The 18,355-nt window shown below is 60.1% G+C and carries 20 protein-coding genes and 1 tRNA gene; 18 read left to right on the top strand and 3 right to left on the bottom strand.

From position 1 onward, the window contains the following. Positions 1–33: 33 nt before the first annotated feature. Entirely contained in the window at positions 34–1,050 is a 1,017-nt protein-coding gene (gene hemB / locus IM739_RS09955) for a porphobilinogen synthase (protein ID WP_237367663.1), read from the bottom strand. 224 nt (positions 1,051–1,274) lie between these two features. On the opposite strand from hemB, the gene IM739_RS09960 reads away from it, so the two are divergent. The 6 genes from IM739_RS09960 (at position 1,275) to ribD (ending at position 7,042) form a co-directional block, all read left to right on the top strand. Then, positions 1,275–1,712, top strand: a complete 438-nt coding sequence (locus IM739_RS09960) for a DUF6163 family protein (RefSeq protein ID WP_237371031.1) — start codon at positions 1,275–1,277, stop codon at positions 1,710–1,712. Positions 1,713–1,844: 132 nt separating this feature from the next. Continuing rightward, positions 1,845–2,354: a transcriptional regulator LdtR gene (ldtR, locus tag IM739_RS09965; protein ID WP_237367664.1), complete on the top strand. Its 510-nt coding sequence runs from the start codon at positions 1,845–1,847 to the stop codon at positions 2,352–2,354. Positions 2,355–2,654: 300 nt separating this feature from the next. Continuing rightward, entirely contained in the window at positions 2,655–3,980 is a 1,326-nt protein-coding gene (locus IM739_RS09970; RefSeq protein ID WP_237367665.1) for a L,D-transpeptidase family protein, read from the top strand. A 193-nt stretch (positions 3,981–4,173) separates the two neighbouring features. Further along, positions 4,174–5,463 (top strand): serine hydroxymethyltransferase, encoded by a 1,290-nt coding sequence (glyA, locus tag IM739_RS09975; RefSeq protein WP_237367666.1) that lies wholly within the window; start codon positions 4,174–4,176, stop codon positions 5,461–5,463. A 12-nt stretch (positions 5,464–5,475) separates the two neighbouring features. Continuing rightward, positions 5,476–5,952 (top strand): transcriptional regulator NrdR, encoded by a 477-nt coding sequence (gene nrdR / locus IM739_RS09980; RefSeq protein ID WP_237367667.1) that lies wholly within the window; start codon positions 5,476–5,478, stop codon positions 5,950–5,952. Between the two features lie 4 nt (positions 5,953–5,956). After that, the gene (gene ribD / locus IM739_RS09985) at positions 5,957–7,042 is read left to right on the top strand and encodes a bifunctional diaminohydroxyphosphoribosylaminopyrimidine deaminase/5-amino-6-(5-phosphoribosylamino)uracil reductase RibD (RefSeq protein ID WP_272911305.1); all 1,086 of its coding nucleotides are present in this window, start codon (positions 5,957–5,959) and stop codon (positions 7,040–7,042) included. Between the two features lie 240 nt (positions 7,043–7,282). On the opposite strand, the gene IM739_RS09990 is transcribed toward ribD, so the two are convergent. Next, on the bottom strand, positions 7,283–7,645 hold the full coding sequence (locus IM739_RS09990; protein WP_237367668.1) for a hypothetical protein: 363 nt from the start codon (positions 7,643–7,645) through the stop codon (positions 7,283–7,285). 333 nt (positions 7,646–7,978) lie between these two features. On the opposite strand from IM739_RS09990, the gene ribH reads away from it, so the two are divergent. From ribH to IM739_RS10010, 4 genes are all read left to right on the top strand, one after another. After that, positions 7,979–8,437, top strand: a complete 459-nt coding sequence (ribH, locus tag IM739_RS09995) for a 6,7-dimethyl-8-ribityllumazine synthase (RefSeq protein WP_237367669.1) — start codon at positions 7,979–7,981, stop codon at positions 8,435–8,437. A 3-nt stretch (positions 8,438–8,440) separates the two neighbouring features. Then, positions 8,441–8,920, top strand: coding sequence for a transcription antitermination factor NusB (gene nusB, locus IM739_RS10000; protein ID WP_237367670.1), 480 nt, complete (start codon positions 8,441–8,443; stop codon positions 8,918–8,920). Positions 8,921–8,932: 12 nt separating this feature from the next. After that, on the top strand, positions 8,933–10,159 hold the full coding sequence (locus tag IM739_RS10005) for an MFS transporter (protein WP_237367671.1): 1,227 nt from the start codon (positions 8,933–8,935) through the stop codon (positions 10,157–10,159). A 152-nt stretch (positions 10,160–10,311) separates the two neighbouring features. After that, on the top strand, positions 10,312–12,450 hold the full coding sequence (locus IM739_RS10010) for a sodium-translocating pyrophosphatase (RefSeq protein WP_237367672.1): 2,139 nt from the start codon (positions 10,312–10,314) through the stop codon (positions 12,448–12,450). Between the two features lie 78 nt (positions 12,451–12,528). Here the strand turns inward: IM739_RS10010 and IM739_RS10015 are convergent, their stop codons facing one another. Further along, positions 12,529–13,035 carry an outer membrane protein assembly factor BamE gene (locus IM739_RS10015; protein ID WP_237367673.1) on the bottom strand — a complete coding sequence of 169 codons (507 nt, stop codon included), beginning with the start codon at positions 13,033–13,035 and terminating at the stop codon, positions 12,529–12,531. 260 nt (positions 13,036–13,295) lie between these two features. Here IM739_RS10015 and IM739_RS10020 point away from each other — a divergent pair, with 260 nt between their 5' ends. From IM739_RS10020 to IM739_RS10055, 8 genes are all read left to right on the top strand, one after another. Beyond that, positions 13,296–13,853, top strand: coding sequence for a ubiquinol-cytochrome C chaperone family protein (locus IM739_RS10020; protein ID WP_237371033.1), 558 nt, complete (start codon positions 13,296–13,298; stop codon positions 13,851–13,853). A 1-nt stretch (position 13,854) separates the two neighbouring features. Continuing rightward, on the top strand, positions 13,855–14,415 hold the full coding sequence (locus IM739_RS10025; protein WP_237367674.1) for a YceD family protein: 561 nt from the start codon (positions 13,855–13,857) through the stop codon (positions 14,413–14,415). A gap of 100 nt (positions 14,416–14,515) precedes the next feature. After that, on the top strand, positions 14,516–15,562 hold the full coding sequence (plsX, locus tag IM739_RS10030; RefSeq protein ID WP_237367675.1) for a phosphate acyltransferase PlsX: 1,047 nt from the start codon (positions 14,516–14,518) through the stop codon (positions 15,560–15,562). Between the two features lie 19 nt (positions 15,563–15,581). Next, entirely contained in the window at positions 15,582–16,553 is a 972-nt protein-coding gene (locus IM739_RS10035; protein ID WP_237367676.1) for a beta-ketoacyl-ACP synthase III, read from the top strand. A gap of 104 nt (positions 16,554–16,657) precedes the next feature. Next, positions 16,658–16,996 (top strand): integration host factor subunit alpha, encoded by a 339-nt coding sequence (locus tag IM739_RS10040; protein WP_007600004.1) that lies wholly within the window; start codon positions 16,658–16,660, stop codon positions 16,994–16,996. A 123-nt stretch (positions 16,997–17,119) separates the two neighbouring features. Beyond that, positions 17,120–17,656: a MerR family transcriptional regulator gene (locus IM739_RS10045; RefSeq protein WP_237371034.1), complete on the top strand. Its 537-nt coding sequence runs from the start codon at positions 17,120–17,122 to the stop codon at positions 17,654–17,656. A 97-nt stretch (positions 17,657–17,753) separates the two neighbouring features. Beyond that, positions 17,754–18,149, top strand: coding sequence for a hypothetical protein (locus IM739_RS10050; protein WP_237367677.1), 396 nt, complete (start codon positions 17,754–17,756; stop codon positions 18,147–18,149). Positions 18,150–18,262: 113 nt separating this feature from the next. Next, a tRNA-Pro gene (locus IM739_RS10055) sits at positions 18,263–18,339 on the top strand. Positions 18,340–18,355 lie beyond the last annotated feature (16 nt).

The following is an 18,355-nucleotide window of genomic DNA, read 5'->3' on the forward strand; positions in this document are numbered from 1 at the left end:
GCAACACGGGAAATACAATATTGCCCCGTTAGGTCAGCCTTTCTTGGCCAGGTGCCGTGCAACCTCCATCGCAAAATAGGTCAGTATGCCATCGCAGCCGGCACGCTTGAACGACAGAAGCGTCTCCAGCATCGCCCGTTCGCCATCGATCCAGCCATTGGCCGCCGCAGCCTTGATCTGGCTGTATTCGCCAGACACCTGATAGGCAAATACCGGAAGGCCGAAGGCTTCCTTCATTCGCCAACAGATGTCGAGATAGGGCAGGCCGGGCTTGACCATCAGCATGTCTGCGCCTTCCTCGACGTCGAGTGCCGCATCGCGCAACGCCTCGGTGCCGTTCGCCGGGTCGATATAGTATGTCTTCTTGTCGCCCTTCAGCAGGCCGCTGGTCGAGATCGCTTCGCGGTAGGGACCATAATAGCAGGAAGCGAATTTCGTCGCATAGGACATGATGCCGACATCTTGGTGGCCGGCGGCGTCCAGACCACGGCGGATCGCGCCGATCCGGCCGTCCATCATGTCCGATGGCGCGATGATGTCGGAGCCGGCATCGGCCTGCAGAATGGCTGCCCTGACGAGTTGGTCCACGGTTTCATCATTGACGATCACGCCGTCGCGCAGGATGCCGTCATGGCCGTGACTGGTGAACGGATCAAGCGCGACATCGGTAATCACGCCGATGTTCGGGACGGCCTTCTTGATTGCCGCGGTCACCTGGTTGAGCAGGTTGTTGGCCTCGAGGATTTGAGATCCGGTCTGATCGCGCAGTTCCATGCCGACATTCGGGAACGTCGCCAGCGCGGGGATGCCCAGATCGGCGGCTTCCCTGGCGGCTTCGACGGCCTTGTCGACGCTCATCCGGTTGACCCCCGGCATGGCCGCGATCGGCTCGATGATGCCGGTGCCCGGCACCACGAAGATCGGCCAGATCAGGTCGTCAACCGTCAACCGGTTTTCCAGCACCAGGCGACGGGTCCAGTCCGCCTTGCGGTTGCGACGCATGCGCCGGTGGCCGGTCACGTCATCGACCAGATGTGTCTTGTCCTGCATGGGGTATCCTCGTCTTGTCGTCAGCCGCTGATATCATGTCGGCGCGCACAGCAAAACCGTTGTAGACTGTCGCTGGATCATTTTGAGCCGGGCGAATTGTCCCACTTCGCCCAACCGCTTTGTTGCGGTGTCTGTGTGCCAGGAAGGAACAGCGGATGGAAAGGTCTGGGGAGGGCAGGGCAATCCAGTTGGCGGCTGAAGGCGCCCAGGCCTATTCTGCCACGATGGAATCTGATTCGCCGAATTCGCCCAAGCGCAGCCTGACGGAGACCATCTTCGTAGTCTTCCTGCGCGTCGTTGCCATCGCCTGCCTCTGGTTCGGCCTGCAATACTGGTCGATGCTTGTCGGCTACAGCCATGCCGGACTTGGTCGTTTCGACCTGCTCAGCCTGCCATGGCGCGTGGCCGCTGCCGGACTTGCCGTTGTCTTCCCGGTGGCGGCCCTTGGGCTCTGGTTGGGGGGCTCATGGGGGCCGGTCATCTGGGTGCTGGCTGCCGGCGGGCAGATCCTGATGTTCGGCCTGTGGACCGAGATCTTCGGGCGCAATCCCCTGGCCATCGTCCTGCATAGTGTGGTTGCGCTGGTCTACTTGGCCTTCCGCCTGGCATTGTGGCTTGAAAGCAGACACAAGCAGGAGAGCGTAACGGTTGATTTACTCTGATTGCATCAGCGGCTTTGGTAAGCCTCTGTTAAGCCTGCGTTTTAAATAGAATTTTATGCGCATTGGATATGGTCCTCACCAAGGCGGGAGAAAAAACCAACACCGCCAAACAAAACAGTGAGGCAGACCGACATGAACACCAAGCTCAAGCCACAGCCGGCCACTCTCGATCCGCAGGAAGAAGCAATCCGCTCGCTCTATCTGGAGTCCCTGCATCTGGTGGAACGTCTCCACCGCCGCCTTCTCGATGTCATCAAGGACGAGTTCGACCGCAAGGGTCGCAGCGACATCAACGCTGTCCAGGCGCTCCTCCTCTTCAACATCGGCAATTCCGAACTGACCGCCGGCGAGCTGCGCTCGCGCGGTTACTACCTCGGCTCGAACGTTTCCTACAACGTCAAGAAGCTCGTCGATCTCGGCTTCATCAACCACCAGCGTTCGCGTGTCGACCGTCGCTCGGTTCGCATCAGCCTGACCGACAGCGGCCAGGAAATTGCCGAGACCGTCGCCAAGCTCTATGAGCGTCACATGGGCTCGATCCAGAAGGTCGGCGGCATCGGTGCGGACGAATTCACCGAAATGAACAAGCTGCTGCAGCGCCTCGATCGTTTCTGGAACGACAGCATCGCCTATCGTCTCTGACGCACGGCCAAGCGCACCTCCAGCGACTGCGATCCACCGCCAAACACGGATGCTTCCCGCGAAGCATCCGTTTTGCCGTTTATCGATCACATGGGTTCGGTCATGAACACAGTCTTGTGACAGCCCGCCGACCTGACACGAATTGGCCATATTGATATGTGACCGCCAAGGTGGAAATCGGGCTGGCTCAAAGCCCCCGCCTGACGCTGTGGATCGTCTCGATCTGCGAAAAAAGCGTCTCTTTGTTAACCATGGCGCGGTATGCGTTTCCATGTGGGTCAGAACGAAACGGTAGGAAATATGTCCAAAAAGTCTGGAATTGTTGATCTTTCGCGTCGATCGCTTCTGCGGGGCGCGGGAGCTGTCAGTGTCGCGGCAATCGCGGGACAGGCCTTGGCCCAGACGGCTATTGATGAACTGATCAATGCGCCGCGCCGCGGCAACTGGGATGACCAGTTCGATGCCCAGGCTTCGCGGACAGTCACGGCGGTCGCATCCAACACCCCGATGATCAGCGGCAACAGCGCCACGAATATGCAGCAGGCAATCGCACAGTATCAGGCGATCGTGTCGAATGGTGGCTGGCCTGCGGTCAATCCTCAGGTCAAGTTGCGTCTCGGCGTCACCGATCCGTCGGTTCAGGCCTTGCGCCAGCGCCTGATGATTTCGGGAGACTTGCCGCAGGAAGCTGGCATGTCGAACTCCTTCGACAGCTATGTTGATGGTGCCGTCAAGCGGTTCCAGGCCCGTCACGGCCTGCCGGAAGACGGCGTCCTGGGTGAGTTCACGGTCAAGGCATTGAACGTCAGCGCCGATGTGCGTCTCAACCAGCTGAACACCAACCTGATCCGTCTTCAGTCCATGTCGGGCGATCTTGGTCCGCGTTACCTGATGGTCAACATTCCGGCTGCCTATGTCGAGGCGGTGGAAAACGACAGTGTGGCACTGCGTAACACCGCGGTTGTCGGCCGCATCGACCGCCCGACCCACACGATCAATTCCAAGATCTATGAGGTCATTCTCAATCCTTACTGGACGGCGCCGCGTTCGATCGTCGAAAAGGACATCGTGCCGCTGATGCAGAAGGATCCGACTTATCTCACGCGCAACAACATCCGTCTGATCGATGGCCAGGGTACGGAAGTATCGCCGGAAAGCGTCGACTGGTTCGCGCCCAAGGCACCGAACCTGATGTTCCGTCAGGACCCCGGCAAGATCAACGCCATGTCCTCGACGAAGATCAACTTCCACAATCCGAACAATGAATACATGCACGACACGCCCCAGCAGGGCCTGTTCAACAAGCTGATGCGCTTCGAGTCGTCCGGCTGCATGCGTGTGCAGAACGTGCGCGATCTGGTCACCTGGCTGTTGCGCGACACGTCAGGCTGGTCGCGTCAGGAAATCGAGCGCGTCATCTCCACGCGTCAGAACACCCCGATCAAGCTCGCGCAGGAAGTGCCTGTCTATATCGTCTACATCACCGCGTGGTCTGCCAAGGACCAGGTCGTGCAGTTCCGCGATGATATCTACCAGAAGGATGGTGACGCACAGCTGGCCCTTCAGGCCAATATTGGCGTCGAGCAGGTCTCCGGATCGATCGAAGACGATCTTCTGCCGCAATAAGCCTGGCCGCTTCTGGCTGAAACCATGGCCGCGTCCTTCCCGGACGCGGCTTTTTTCGTTTGGCGTGACCCGCATTCGTACTTGTTCTCCAGGGCCGCGTCATTTGATGCGCAAATGTCGCTGATCGTATTGCCCTCGGCCCTGCGGAACGTTAATACCCCACTGCATCAAACTCTTTGAGGAGCCTGCGATCATGTCGAATACCGATGCCTTCTTCTCTCGCCCCCTGGCTGAGTCCGATCCGGACATTTTTGGCGCGATCGAGAAAGAACTTGGTCGCCAACGTCACGAGATCGAGCTGATCGCCTCCGAGAACATCGTCTCGCGTGCCGTGCTGGAAGCGCAGGGCTCGATCATGACCAATAAATATGCCGAAGGATATCCGGGCAAGCGCTACTACGGTGGCTGCCAATTCGTCGATATCGCCGAGGAGCTCGCCATCGAGCGCGCCAAGAAGCTGTTCGGCGTCAACTTCGCCAACGTCCAGCCGAATTCTGGCAGCCAGATGAACCAGGCCGTGTTCCTGGCACTGCTGCAGCCGGGCGACACCTTCATGGGTCTCGACCTCAACTCGGGCGGGCACCTGACGCATGGTTCGCCGGTCAACATGTCCGGCAAGTGGTTCAATGTCGTGTCCTACGGCGTCCGTGAAGGCGACAACCTTCTCGACATGGATGCCGTTGCCGAAAGCGCCCGCAAGCACAAGCCCAAGCTGATCATCGCCGGCGGCACGGCCTATTCCCGCATCTGGGATTGGAAGCGTTTCCGCGAGATCGCCGATGAAGTCGGCGCCTACCTCATGGTCGACATGGCGCATATCGCCGGTCTCGTTGCCGGCAATCAGCATCCGTCGCCATTCCCGCATTGCCATGTCGCCACCACCACGACCCACAAGTCGTTGCGCGGCCCTCGCGGCGGCATGATCCTCACCAATGACGAGGATCTGGCGAAGAAGTTCAACTCGGCCGTCTTCCCGGGCCTCCAGGGCGGCCCGCTGATGCATGTCATCGCTGCCAAGGCCGTTGCCTTCGGTGAGGCGCTGAAGCCCGAGTTCCAGGACTACGCGGCCCAGATCGTCAAGAACGCCAAGGCGCTGTCTGAAACGCTGGTGGCCGGCGGTCTCGACATCGTCTCGGGCGGTACAGACAACCACCTGATGCTGGTCGATCTGCGCAAGAAGAATGCGACCGGCAAGCGCGCCGAGACCGCGCTCGGCCGCGCCTTTGTTACCTGCAACAAGAACGGTATCCCGTTCGATCCGGAAAAGCCTTTTGTCACCTCGGGTATCCGCCTCGGCACGCCGGCCGGTACGACCCGCGGCTTCAAGGAAGCTGACTTCAAGGAAATCGGCAACCTGATCGTCGAGGTCCTCGATGGCTTGAAGGTCGCCAATTCCGACGAGGGCAATGCGGCCGTCGAAGCAAACGTTCGCGAAAAGGTCGTGGCTCTGACGGGCCGCTTCCCGATGTACCCCTACATGTAAGGCTTAAGGCTGATGCGTTGCCCCTTCTGCGGCTCGGATGAAACACAGGTCAAGGACTCGCGCCCGGCGGAGGACAACACGTCCATCCGTCGGCGTCGCATTTGTCCCGATTGCGGCGGCCGTTTCACCACCTTCGAGCGGGTGCAGTTGCGTGAGCTGATGGTTGCCAAGAAGACCGGTCGCAAGGCGCCGTTCGATCGCGACAAGTTGGTGCGGTCTTTCGAGATCGCGTTGCGCAAGCGTCCCGTGGACCGCGACCGGATCGAACGCGCGGTATCCGGCATCGTGCGCAGGCTGGAAAGTTCCGGAGAGACGGAAATCTCGTCCGAGGCGATTGGCCTGCAGGTGCTGGAGGCTCTGAAGGGCCTCGATGACGTCGGCTTCGTCCGTTATGCCTCCGTCTACCGCGATTTTTCTCATGCCGAAGACTTCGAGAATGTGATCGCCGAGATCAACGCAAAGATCTCGCGCGACAACGGGGTGGACTGATCCCTTGTCGGTCACGGCAAAGGATGAGGCCTTCATGCGCGAGGCGATCAGTCTGTCGCTGACCCATCTTGGCCAGACGGGCTCCAATCCCTCCGTAGGCTGCGTCATTGTCAAGGATGACGAGGTAGTCGGCCGCGGCGTGACCGCCCCTGGCGGCAGGCCGCATGCCGAGCCCCAGGCGATTGCCGATGCAGGCGAAAGGGCGAGGGGGGCGACCGCCTATGTCACCCTGGAGCCCTGTTCACATCATGGTATGACCCCGCCTTGCGCGGGCGTGCTGATCGCGGCCGGCGTGGGACGCGTGGTTGTTGCCGTGGCCGATCCAGATCCGCGGGTATCCGGGCGGGGTCTGCAGATCTTGGCGGATGCCGGTATCGAGGTCACCACCGGCATTCTCCAGCGCGAGGCGCGCGAGGCAATGTCCGGCTATCTCACGCGCCAGACAAAGGGACGGCCGCAAGTGACTCTCAAGCTTGCCGTTTCTGCCGATGGCATGTTGGGAAAGGCTGGTGCCGGACAGGTTGCGATCACCGGGCCGGAAGCGCGTGCCGAAGTTCACCTGCTGCGTTCGAAAAGCGATGCGATCTTGGTGGGCATCGGAACCGCCAATGCCGACGATCCGGAGCTGACGGTCAGGTTGCCGGGGCTGGAGCATACGTCGCCGCTGCGGATCGTGCTGGATCGCAATCTCGAACTTTCGCCTTTGTCCAGGCTTGCGCAGACGGCGCACCGGGTGCCCGTGCTTCTGGCTGCCAGTGCCGGAGCCAACGGAAATCGTCAGGCGCTTGAGGCGCTGGGTGTCGAGATAGTTGAGGTCGATGGTATCGAGGATATGTTGCTGCTGCTGGCTCGCAGGGGAGTGTCTTCGTTGATGGTTGAGGGTGGCGCCCGCGTCGCGGCCAACTTCCTCAGCCACGGCCTTGTCGATTTCATCCATCTGTATCGCGGTGCTGCGACCATCGGAGAAGGAATTCCTTCACCGATTACCGGTGATCGGCCTCCCGCCGGCTTTTCCTTGCAGCGATCGGAGACTTTCGGCTCCGATCAGCTGTTGGTATTCGAACGCCTTCCGGCGTCGGCCTGGCTCTGACGCCTTAGCGCCAGAACAGCATGATCAGAATGATGACCGGGATCGGAACCCCAACCAGCCAGAGAAGAATACTGCGTCCCATGGTGACCTCCTGTTTCCTGTGACTGCATCAGCCGGAGCATTTTTCCGCCTCGGTAGTCTGACAACACGCAGTTGGCCTCATTTGTTCCGCCTGGGGCAAAACGTCCCTCGCGCCGGAAGCGCGAGGGTGTTGGAAACGGGGCGAGGGAGCTGGGTCCGCTAACGGAGATAGAAGGTGACTGTGCCGTCGCTGGCACGCTCGGCGCCGACAATATTGGTCAGTTCCACCTTTTCGGCCTGCAGCCTCCGCGACAGCGACGTGTTGGCGATGACCGATGCCTGGATCATCCTGGCCTCCTGCGAGCCCGGCGCAACCGTCTCGAATTTCTGCAGTACGGGATCTCCCTTGTCCAATTCCTCCAGGCGAACGATGTCGAAATGGTTGGCGGTCAATCCGGTAATCGCCTGCTCGATTTGTTGCGAGCCGGTGTTTCCGACGACCGGCATGGCTGCGTAGCTGTCGCCGCCAAAGGCGAGTGCGGAGATTGCCGATGCACTGAGTGCGGATGCAAAGCGATTCATTGTCCTCATCCTTTCAAGGGAAGTTGCGATGGCGGGGAATTCCGTCGCTCGCTTGCAGGAAAGAAGCTGGGTTCGGATTGCGGCGAAATCCAGCCTGTAAGCTACTGAATTGCATTAAAGATTTGTCATGATCTTCGACACTGTTTTGCCCGCATTAGCGCGTGCAGGAATGCGCAGTCGCACCATTGGCGCAGATCTCGTCTTCAGCGGTGCAGGCGCCGGATCGCTTGGCTGGCCGAAAAACGCTTGCCTTCCGTGAAACAGCGTGGTTTGACCGCGTTTCTGTTTGGCCGTGGGCCACAATCACATTCACAATCAAGATCGGATCAGGTTATGGGAAAGAAGAAGGCTTCGCCGCATTTGCTGATCGTCGAGGCACGTTTCTACGACGATATGTCTGATGCACTTCTGGACGGTGCACGCGTAGCGCTCGATGAAGCCGGAGCTACCTACGACATCATCACGGTGCCTGGTGCACTCGAAATTCCGCCGGCAATCGCCATGGCGCTGGATGCGTCTGACGACGAAGGCACCGTCTATGACGGCTTTGTTGCGCTCGGCATGGTCATTCGGGGCGAGACATATCACTTCGACATCGTGTCCAACGAATCCTCGCGCGCCCTCATGGACCTCGCCGTTTCGGAATCCCTTCCCATTGGCAATGGCATCATGACGGTCGAAAACGAAGAGCAGGCCTGGGCGCGCGTCAAGCGCTCGGAAAAGGACAAGGGTGGCTTTGCCGCCCGCGCGGCGCTGACCATGATCGCGCTGAAGAACAAACTGGGTAGCTGATCAATGACGACCGAAGACAAACAGCCGGCCAAAACGGCAAACCAGCGTGGCGCGGCCCGGCTTGCGGCCGTTCAAGCTCTCTACCAGATGGATATCGGCGGCACGGGTGTGCTTGAAGTTGTCGCGGAATACGAGGCACACCGCCTCGGTCAGGAAGTGGATGGCGACACCTATCTCAAGGCCGATGCATCGTGGTTCCGCTCGATTGTTGCCGGTGTTGTCCGTGACCAGACCAAGATCGATCCGATGATCCGCCAGGCGCTTCAGGACGATTGGGCGCTGTCGCGTATCGACAGCACCGTTCGCGCGATCCTGCGTGCCGGTACGTTCGAATTGATCGAGCGCAAGGACGTGCCTATCGCGGTTATCGTAACGGAATATGTCGAGATCGCGCAGGCCTTCTTCTCTGATGACGAGCCGAAGCTGGTCAATGCGGTGCTCGATCGCATTGCAAAGCAGGTCCGCGTACCGGCGCAAAAATAAGGCAGGACAGGGATGGACGGGACGTCGAACGCGGGGCTGGACGGTCAACTTGCGACGGCCAAGCGAAACGTCTCCCTCCTGGCTGTCGCCCAGGCTATCCTGGGCGCAGCTCCGCCGCTGGCCTTTTCGGTCGGCGGACTTGCCGGCTTCCAGATGCTCGGCGCCGACAAGTCTCTGTCCACCGCGCCTCTGACCGGCTTCAATGTCGGCATCGCACTGGGTGCCGTTGGTGTCGCGGCGGCATCGCGTCTTCTCGGCCGGCGCGAAAGCTTCATGATCGGTGCCCTGCTGGGAGCAACCGGAAGCGCCTTGGCTGCTTTTGCCCTTGTTCAGTCGAATTTCTGGCTCTTCGTCGTCGCGCTGGCGTTGATGGGGCTATCCGCCGGTTTTACCCAGAAGATCCGCTTTGCCGCGGCGGATGCATCGCCGAGTTTCTACAAGGGCAAGGCGATTTCCTGGATTTTGGCGGCTGGCATCGTCTCGGCCATTGTCGGCCCGCAGATCGCGATATGGTTGAAGGATAGTCTCGCACCGGTGACATTTGCCGGGGCCTTCCTCGGCCTTGTTCCGCTCCTGCTGGCCGCGATCGGCGTTCTCTTTTTTCTCAAGCTGCCGAGCCTTGCGGGCAAGGTGTCCGCGGCATCTGAGCCCACGCGGCCGCTGCGGGAAATCGTCATGACACAGCGTTTCATGACCGGCATGGTCTGTGGCATCGGCTCCTATGCCCTGATGACCTTCATGATGACCGGCGCGCCGCTCGCCATGGTCATAGGATGCGGCTTTTCGTCGGACCTCGCGGCACTCGGCATCCAGTGGCATGTCATAGCCATGTTTGCGCCGAGCTTTTTCACCGGCATGCTGATATCCCGTTATGGGCCGGAAAAGATTGTCGCGGCCGGCCTGCTGATCCTGATGTCCTGTGCGGTGGTGGCCCATTGGGGCATCGAGCTGTGGAATTTCTGGGGCGCGCTGGTGCTGCTCGGCATCGGCTGGAATTTCGGCTTCATCGGTGCAACGGCCATTGTCGCCTCGAGCTACCGTCCGGCCGAAGCCGACAAGGTCCAGGGTTTTCACGACATCATCCTGTTCTCGACCGTCGCTCTCTCCTCCTTCTCGTCGGGCAAGGTCTTCACCGCCTTTGGCTGGTCGGTCATGAACCTCGTCATCTGGCCGGTGACAATTCTCTGCCTTGTTCTGGTCCTGCTGCAGATGCGGGTTGCATCCCGAAAGCCCGGCTGAGCCTTCCGTCGCGCCGAATATGCGCACTTGACGCAAAGGAAAGTGCAACGCAATCTCGCCTCGCGTCGACGAGGTCTCGGAGGAGGGGCCTTGAGTCTGCGTGACACCGCCCGCGAAGAGTGAGGCGCGGGCAATACGGGAGGGTATTGCGAATGACGGTTCTTTTAGGCGTAATTTTATGCGGGTTTTTGTCGGTGGTCTACGCTGTCTGGGCGACACGCTCAGTGCTGGCGGCTGACCAGGGCAATGCCCGAATGCAGGAAATCGCAGGCTATATTCGCGAAGGTGCGCAGGCCTATCTCGCTCGCCAATACCTGACCATCGCGATCGTCGGTGCCGTCGTTTTCATCGCCACATGGTTGCTTTTGTCCGCTACCGCAGCCATCGGGTTCCTCGTCGGTGCCGTCCTGTCGGGCGCGGCCGGCTTTATCGGCATGCATGTCTCCGTCCGCGCCAATGTGCGCACTGCACAGGCGTCCTCGCACAGCCTGGCCGCCGGTCTCGACATTGCTTTCAAGTCTGGTGCCATTACCGGCATGCTCGTCGCAGGCCTGGCACTGCTCGGCGTCTCGATCTATTTCTATATTCTGACGACGATGCTCGGCCATGAAAGCGGCTCGCGCGAGGTCATCGACTCGCTCGTGGCGCTTGGCTTCGGTGCCTCGCTGATCTCCATCTTTGCCCGTCTCGGCGGCGGCATCTTCACCAAAGGTGCCGATGTCGGCGGTGACCTTGTCGGCAAGGTCGAGGCCGGCATTCCCGAAGACGATCCGCGCAACCCGGCAACCATTGCCGACAATGTCGGCGACAATGTCGGCGACTGCGCCGGCATGGCCGCCGACCTTTTCGAAACCTATGCGGTGTCCGTGGTGGCAACCATGGTTCTGGCGGCGATCTTCTTTGCCGGGTCCACAGCGCTTGAAGTCGCCATGATCTATCCGCTCGCCATTTGCGGCGCGTGCATCATCACCTCGATCATTGGCACTTTCTTCGTCAAGCTCGGCACCAACGGTTCGATCATGGGCGCTCTCTACAAGGGCCTGATCGTCACCGGCCTGCTGTCGATCGGCGGCCTTGCACTCGCCACGTCTCTGACGATCGGCTGGGGCTCGATCGGTACCGTTGCCGGCATGGATGTCACGGGCCTCAATCTCTTCTTCTGCGGCATCCTCGGTCTGATCGTCACGGCGCTGATCGTGGTGATCACCGAATACTATACCGGCACCAACAAGCGCCCGGTCAACTCTATCGCCCAGGCATCGGTCACCGGTCATGGCACCAATGTCATCCAGGGCCTGGCGGTATCGCTGGAATCCACCGCTCTGCCCGCCATCGTCATCGTTGGCGGCATCATTGCCACCTACCAGCTGGCCGGCCTTTTCGGCACGGCAATCGCAGTCACTACCATGCTTGGCCTTGCCGGCATGATCGTCGCGCTCGATGCCTTCGGTCCGGTCACCGACAATGCCGGCGGCATTGCCGAAATGGCCGGCCTGCCACCGGAGGTCCGCAAGTCGACCGATGCGCTCGATGCCGTGGGGAACACCACCAAGGCGGTGACCAAGGGGTATGCGATCGGCTCGGCCGGCCTCGGCGCTCTGGTCCTCTTTGCCGCCTATTCAAACGACCTGCAGTACTTTGCCGCAAACAGCGCCCAGTACCCGTACTTTGCCGACATGGGTGCGATTTCGTTCGATCTTTCGAACCCTTATGTCGTCGCCGGCCTGATCTTCGGTGGCCTGATCCCCTATCTCTTCGGTGGCATCGCCATGACGGCCGTTGGTCGCGCAGCCGGTTCGATCGTCGAGGAAGTCCGCCGCCAGTTCCGCGAAAAGCCGGGCATCATGCAGGCCACCGAGAAGCCGGATTATGGCCGTGCGGTCGATATCCTGACCCGGGCCGCCATCCGCGAGATGATCATTCCGTCGCTGCTGCCGGTTCTGGCGCCTCTGGTGGTCTATTTCGGTGTTCTGCTGATCTCCGGCTCCAAGGCTTCGGCCTTTGCCGCGCTTGGCGCATCCTTGCTCGGCGTGATCGTCAATGGCCTCTTCGTGGCCATCTCGATGACGTCAGGCGGCGGTGCCTGGGACAATGCCAAGAAGAGCTTCGAGGATGGCTTCATCGACAAGGATGGCGTTCGCCATCTGAAGGGATCGGATGCCCACAAGGCCTCCGTCACCGGCGACACGGTCGGCGATCCCTACAAGGATACGGCAGGTCCGGCCGTCAATCCGGCGATCAAGATCACCAATATCGTGGCGCTGCTGCTTTTGGCTGTTCTGGCGGGCTGATCCGACCACACCGTGCAAAAACAAGAAAACCGCGGAATGCTCTTCCGCGGTTTTCTGTATTGTTGAATGAAATGAGGCTTACATGCCGTCCATGCCGCCGCCGCCAAGCACGTTCTTGATGCTGTTGGCTGCGCTGCCGCCGCCCGAAAGCAGCTGCTGGATGAAGGTGAGGTCCTTGCCGCCTGTCGGGGTGGTACGGGAGATCGAATCGAACACCTTTCCATCCTGAAGCGTGTAGTTGGCGAGCTGCGTGACGATGCCGTCCTTGTCGAAATAGATCGCCAGGATCTGCTGCTCGACCAGCTTCTGCTTCATGAAGGCAACCGAACGGGTGCGCTTCTGCGAGATATAATAGAAGACCTCGCCTTCGAAGGTCGCCGTGGTCGATGGCGTTCCGAGCGACAGCAGAACCTGTTCGCGGCTTGAGCCGACGGGGACGAGGTCAAGGGCTGCCTGATCCACCACATAGCCGTTATGGAAGACTTCGGCGGTTTGGCAACCGGAAAGGCCGCTGATGGCGAGCGCCACGGCGAGGGCCGTCGAGCTCAGAACCTTGCTGTCCGATCTGAAAATCCGAATTTCCACGCACGTCTCCCATGACTGTCGATGGCGCCCTTGAGCGCCGCACCGCTTCTGCGCATAGCATTGTGGCCTTTCCGGGGAAAAGGCGCGGCCAACACCATGGTATTCCGCACTTTTCAGCGCCAGTCTGCCGCAGGATGCGGCAACGGCGCTCTAGAACGGCATTGCAATTCACGTCTGCTTCGGTAAACCAGCTTTCGCAATCATGCAACACGACCACGTGCGGGCCGACCCGTTCGGCAGGCTCTTTTTGGTGGAATTGGATGGTATTCGGCTTCTTCCGGAAGAAAAGAAACAACAGGGCAATTGTCGAGCGCCAATACGCCGCGCTGACATCGGCTGCGCGCGCGCCGGCCTTCTATCGCGACATGCATGTTCCGGACACGGTCATGGGCCGGTTCGAAATGCTGTCGATCATGTTGATTCTCTATTTCCGTCGCACGGCAAAGTCTGATCGCAGTGGTCAGGAGATTGCGCAGGAGATCATCGACGCCTTTTTCGAGGACGTTGATCACTCCATTCGCGAGCTTGGCGTGGGCGACCAGGGGGTGCCGAAACGCATGAAGAAACTGGCCGGCATGTTTTATGGTCGGCTTGAATCCTATGCGGCAGCGCTCGACGGCAATGACGCCACAGCACTGGACGCAGCCCTTCGTCGCAACCTGCATCCGGAGGCCGGCGCTGCTGCGCCTTCCATGCAGTCCCTGGCGGAGTGGATATTCGCCGCGGAGCGTGCATTGTCCGGCATAGAAGAGGCGTCGATAGAAACCGGACAGGCGAGTCTTGCCGTGCCCACGGCCTCGACCGAAGGATTGAATTGACATGAGCACGAACAAGCCCGGTGATGCGGCCGCCTTCAGCTATCTGGTAAAGGTCGGCCATGTGTCGGCAAACCCGGTAAGGGTTCGCCTTTCCGCGGACGAGCGCGAACGGCATGCCCTGGCCGAGATCTGGAACATCGAAGGCGTCAACAGTCTGACGGCCGAACTTCAGATTGCCCGGTGGAAGAGGGACGGGGTGCGTATCAAAGGGCATGTCTCCGGCGAAATCGTCCAGGCCTGCATCGTGACGCTGGAGCCGGTGGTCTCGATGATCGAGCAGGAAATCGACCAGATCTTCGTGCCCGAAGGCTCCAAGCTTGCCCGGATCGTCGCCGATGGCGTCGGCGAAATGGTGCTTGATCCGGATGGCCCGGATCTGCCGGAAACCTTCGTCGGCGATACGATCGATGCTGGTGAACTGGTGGCCGAGTTTGCCGCTCTCGGCATTGATCCTTACCCGAAAAAGCCCGGCGCCGAGTTTACGGCGCATATCGAGAGCGTGGACGAAGAAGACCGCAAGCCTTCGCCTTTCGCGGTGTTGAAAGACTGGAAAAAGGACTGATCAGGCCCCATCTGCTCCCATGGGTGGGTTGTGCATGGACACAAAAGCGGTATTTTGGCCGAAATTTCGCTAGGCAGCGAAGAAGAAGGGTCAGGTTTCAGTGATCAGAATTTCTCTCGACGTCATGGGCGGCGACTTCGGTCCCGAAGTCGTCATACCCGGCGCTGCCAAGGCGCTTGATCGTCACCCGGACGTCACCTTCATCCTTTACGGGCAGCAGGAGCGGTGTCTGCCGATCCTGGCGCAATATCCGAAGCTACAGGCCAAATCGGTCTTCCATCACTGCGAAGTCTCTGTCGGCATGGACGAAAAGCCCAGCCAGGCGCTGCGCCGCGGTCGCTACATTTCCAGCATGTGGCGCTCGATCGAGGCGGTGAAGACCGGACAGGCCGATGTGGTGGTCTCGGCCGGCAATACCGGTGCCCTGATGGCCATGGCCAAGTTCTGCCTGCGCACGATGGCCACCATCGAACGTCCGGCTATCGCCGCGATCTGGCCCACGCTCTCTGGCGAAAGCATCGTTCTCGATGTCGGTGCGACGATTGGCGCCGATGCCCAGCAATTGCTTGATTTCGCCCTTATGGGGGGCGCCATGGCGCGCGCATTGTTCGAAATCGAGCGTCCCCTGGTCGGTCTGCTGAATGTCGGCGTCGAGGAGATCAAGGGACAGGAAGAAGTCAAGGAGGCCGGCCGCCTGATCCGTGAGGCGGGGCTCGACACGATTGACTATTTCGGCTTCGTCGAAGGTGATGATCTCGGCAAGGGTACGGTCGACGTGGTGGTAACGGAAGGGTTCACCGGCAATATAGCCTTGAAGACCGCGGAGGGAACCGCGCGCCAGATCGCCGAGTATCTCCGCGCTGCCATGTCGAGGACGCTGGTCGCCAAGCTGGGCTATCTTCTGGCCAAGGGCGCCTTTGACCGCCTGCGCGACAAGATGGACCCCCGCAAGGTCAATGGCGGTGTTTTCCTCGGCCTGAACGGCATCGTCATCAAGAGCCATGGCGGCACCGATGCGGAAGGCTTTGCAGCGGCCATCGACGTCGGCTATGACATGGCCCGGAACGGTCTGACGCAAAAGATCGAAAACGATTTGAAAAAATATCATGCCCGGCACCCGTCTCCAGCGGGCCCCGAAGCCGCATGAACACTAGGTAGGAAACATAATGATTCGTTCTGTTGTTCGCGGTTTCGGAGCGTCGCTCCCGAAGCGGGTGATGACCAATGGCGAGCTTGAGGGTTTGGTGGAAACGTCTGATGAGTGGATCGTGCAGCGCACGGGCATTCGCCAGCGTTATATTGCCGGTGAAGGCGAAACCACAGCGTCGCTCGGTGCGGCCGCAGCCCAGGCAGCGCTTGATCGCGCTGGCCTGACATCCGCCGATATCGACCTGATCATCTGCGCCACTTCCACGCCGGACAACACGTTCCCGGCAACGGCTGTGAATATCCAGAACCGCCTCGGCATGCATCACGGCTTCGCCTTCGACGTGCAGGCGGTCTGTTCGGGATTTATCTATGCGTTGTCGACGGCCGACCTCTATATCCGCGGTGGCATGGCCAAGCGCATCCTGGTGATCGGCGCCGAAACATTCTCGCGCATCCTTGATTGGCACGACCGGACCACCTGCGTTCTCTTCGGTGACGGCGCCGGCGCAATCGTGCTCGAAGCGGCGGAGGGGAATGGGACGACTGCGGACCGCGGTGTGTTGACCGCCAATCTGCGCTCGGATGGCGTCCATCGTGAAAAGCTCTATGTTGATGGCGGCCCGTCGACAACCGGCACCGTCGGCCATCTGCGCATGGAAGGCCGGGAAGTGTTCAAGCACGCTGTCGGCATGATCACGGACGTGATCGAGGCTGCGTTTCATGCCACGGGCACGACCGCCGGTGATATCGACTGGCTGGTTCCCCACCAGGCCAACAAGCGCATCATCGACGCTTCGGCGAAGAAATTGGGCATCCCGTCCGAGAAAGTCGTGATCACCGTTGATCTTCACGGCAATACCTCGGCAGCCTCCATTCCTCTGGCTCTTGCCACGGCAGCCGGTGACGGTCGCATCAAGCAGGGTGACCTGGTAATGCTCGAAGCGATGGGCGGTGGCTTCACCTGGGGTGCTGTGATGCTCCGCTGGTAGGGCAGAGCCAAAAAATGCGCATCAACAAGCGCTTGACCGTCGCCGTTAAGGACAATAGTCTTTACGGAATTCAACAAGATCATTGATTTAGGCGGGCGAGAACTATGGCCGGGAAGACAGTGACGCGTGCGGATTTGGCTGAATCGGTCTTCCGGAAAGTAGGGCTGTCACGCACGGAATCGGCTGAGCTTGTCGAAACGGTAATCGACGAAATCTGCAACGCCATCGTGCGGGGCGAAATGGTCAAGCTTTCGTCCTTTGCCACCTTTCAGGTGCGCAGCAAGAACGAACGCATCGGTCGCAATCCGAAGACTGGCGAGGAGGTTCCGATCTCCCCGCGCCGCGTCATGACCTTCAAGGCGTCGAACGTCCTGAAACAGCGTATCCTGCGTGCCCATATTTCCCGCAAGGCCAAGCAGAAGCCGGCAAATCCGGCTGCCTGAGCACAAGCGGTGCAACATTTTGCCCGCAGTCACGCATGGCTTGCAGCCATTGCGACAAATTGTTGAAATGCGCAGCGATGTGCGCGGCCGGGAGTGCGGCGCATGAGGAGCGGTGAAATGCAATTGGACAAGAGCCCGGATGCTTTCCGCACCATCAGCGAAGTCGCTGATGATCTCGATCTGCCGCAGCATGTGTTGCGTTTCTGGGAAACCCGCTTTCCCCAGATCAAGCCGCTGAAGCGCGGGGGCGGCCGGCGCTACTATCGCCCAGACGACGTCGAGTTGCTCAAAGGCATCCGCAATCTGCTCTACGATCAGGGATATACGATCAAGGGCGTACAGAAGCTTCTGAAGACCAATGGCAATAAATTTGTCATGGCTGTCGCGACCGGTGACGTGGCCACGATGGAAGCGCTGGTTGCCGCAAGCGCCGCCAAGGGCGATGACCCCAAGCTCGGCGGTGGCCTCGACGAGGATCAGCTGGTCGGGCGTCCGAAGATCCGCGCAAGCGGCCGCTTCTTCGGCTTTGGCAGCGGCAGCGACCATGCGTCGGAAATCACCGTCGGCAAGGGCGCGATCGGCAAGGAGGACCGTGCATTGCTGCAAGAGGCACTGTTCGACCTGCTCGAATGCAAGCGCCTGCTCGATCAGGTCCGATAAGGGGCCAGTGATCGGTCGAAGATCGTTTCATTGCTTCGTGATGGAACATACCCCTGCCTTCCTCGTTTCCGAACTTTATCGGCACATGCGAGGCACCATGAAATCCAATCTTTTCGCTGCAGTTCTCCTGGCTTCTTCGGGGCTTGTCACGCCGGTCCTTGCCCAGTCCCCAGGGGCGGCACCGAAGACGGTTGAAGACGCCTGCATATTTGTAGCGAAGAGCATGCTCATGGTGAAGGATCTGAAAGTCGGCGTGGTCCAGTCCTTTCCCGAATTGAGCCCGCCGGGAGCGCGGTTGACCTATTCTACCAAGCTGGATGCAAAAGATACCGAGATCGACGAGGAGATCGAATGCCAGTTCGATCCGGATGCGCAGCCGCTGAAGGTGACGCGCTTCTGCATGGACACAACATGTTACGCGATCGATAGCGAGGACCAGGAAGATCGCCGCCGTCTGCTCGAGGTTCAGGCCCTGATGGCCAGGTTGAAGTAACTGCCAGGCCAGAACGGAGCGAGGAGCCGGATGTGATTTTTTCTGCTCTTTCCGAGTTTCCCCTTGCACCGTTTCGACTGACTGTCTAAAGGAAACTTGCCTTTATGGCGGGTCGGGGCGTAGCGCAGCCCGGTAGCGCACTTGACTGGGGGTCAAGGGGTCGTCGGTTCAAATCCGGCCGCCCCGACCATTTAATCCTTGATATC

Origin of the sequence: Rhizobium sp. SL42, assembly GCF_021729845.1 — a bacterium.
Lineage (GTDB): Bacteria > Pseudomonadota > Alphaproteobacteria > Rhizobiales > Rhizobiaceae > Allorhizobium.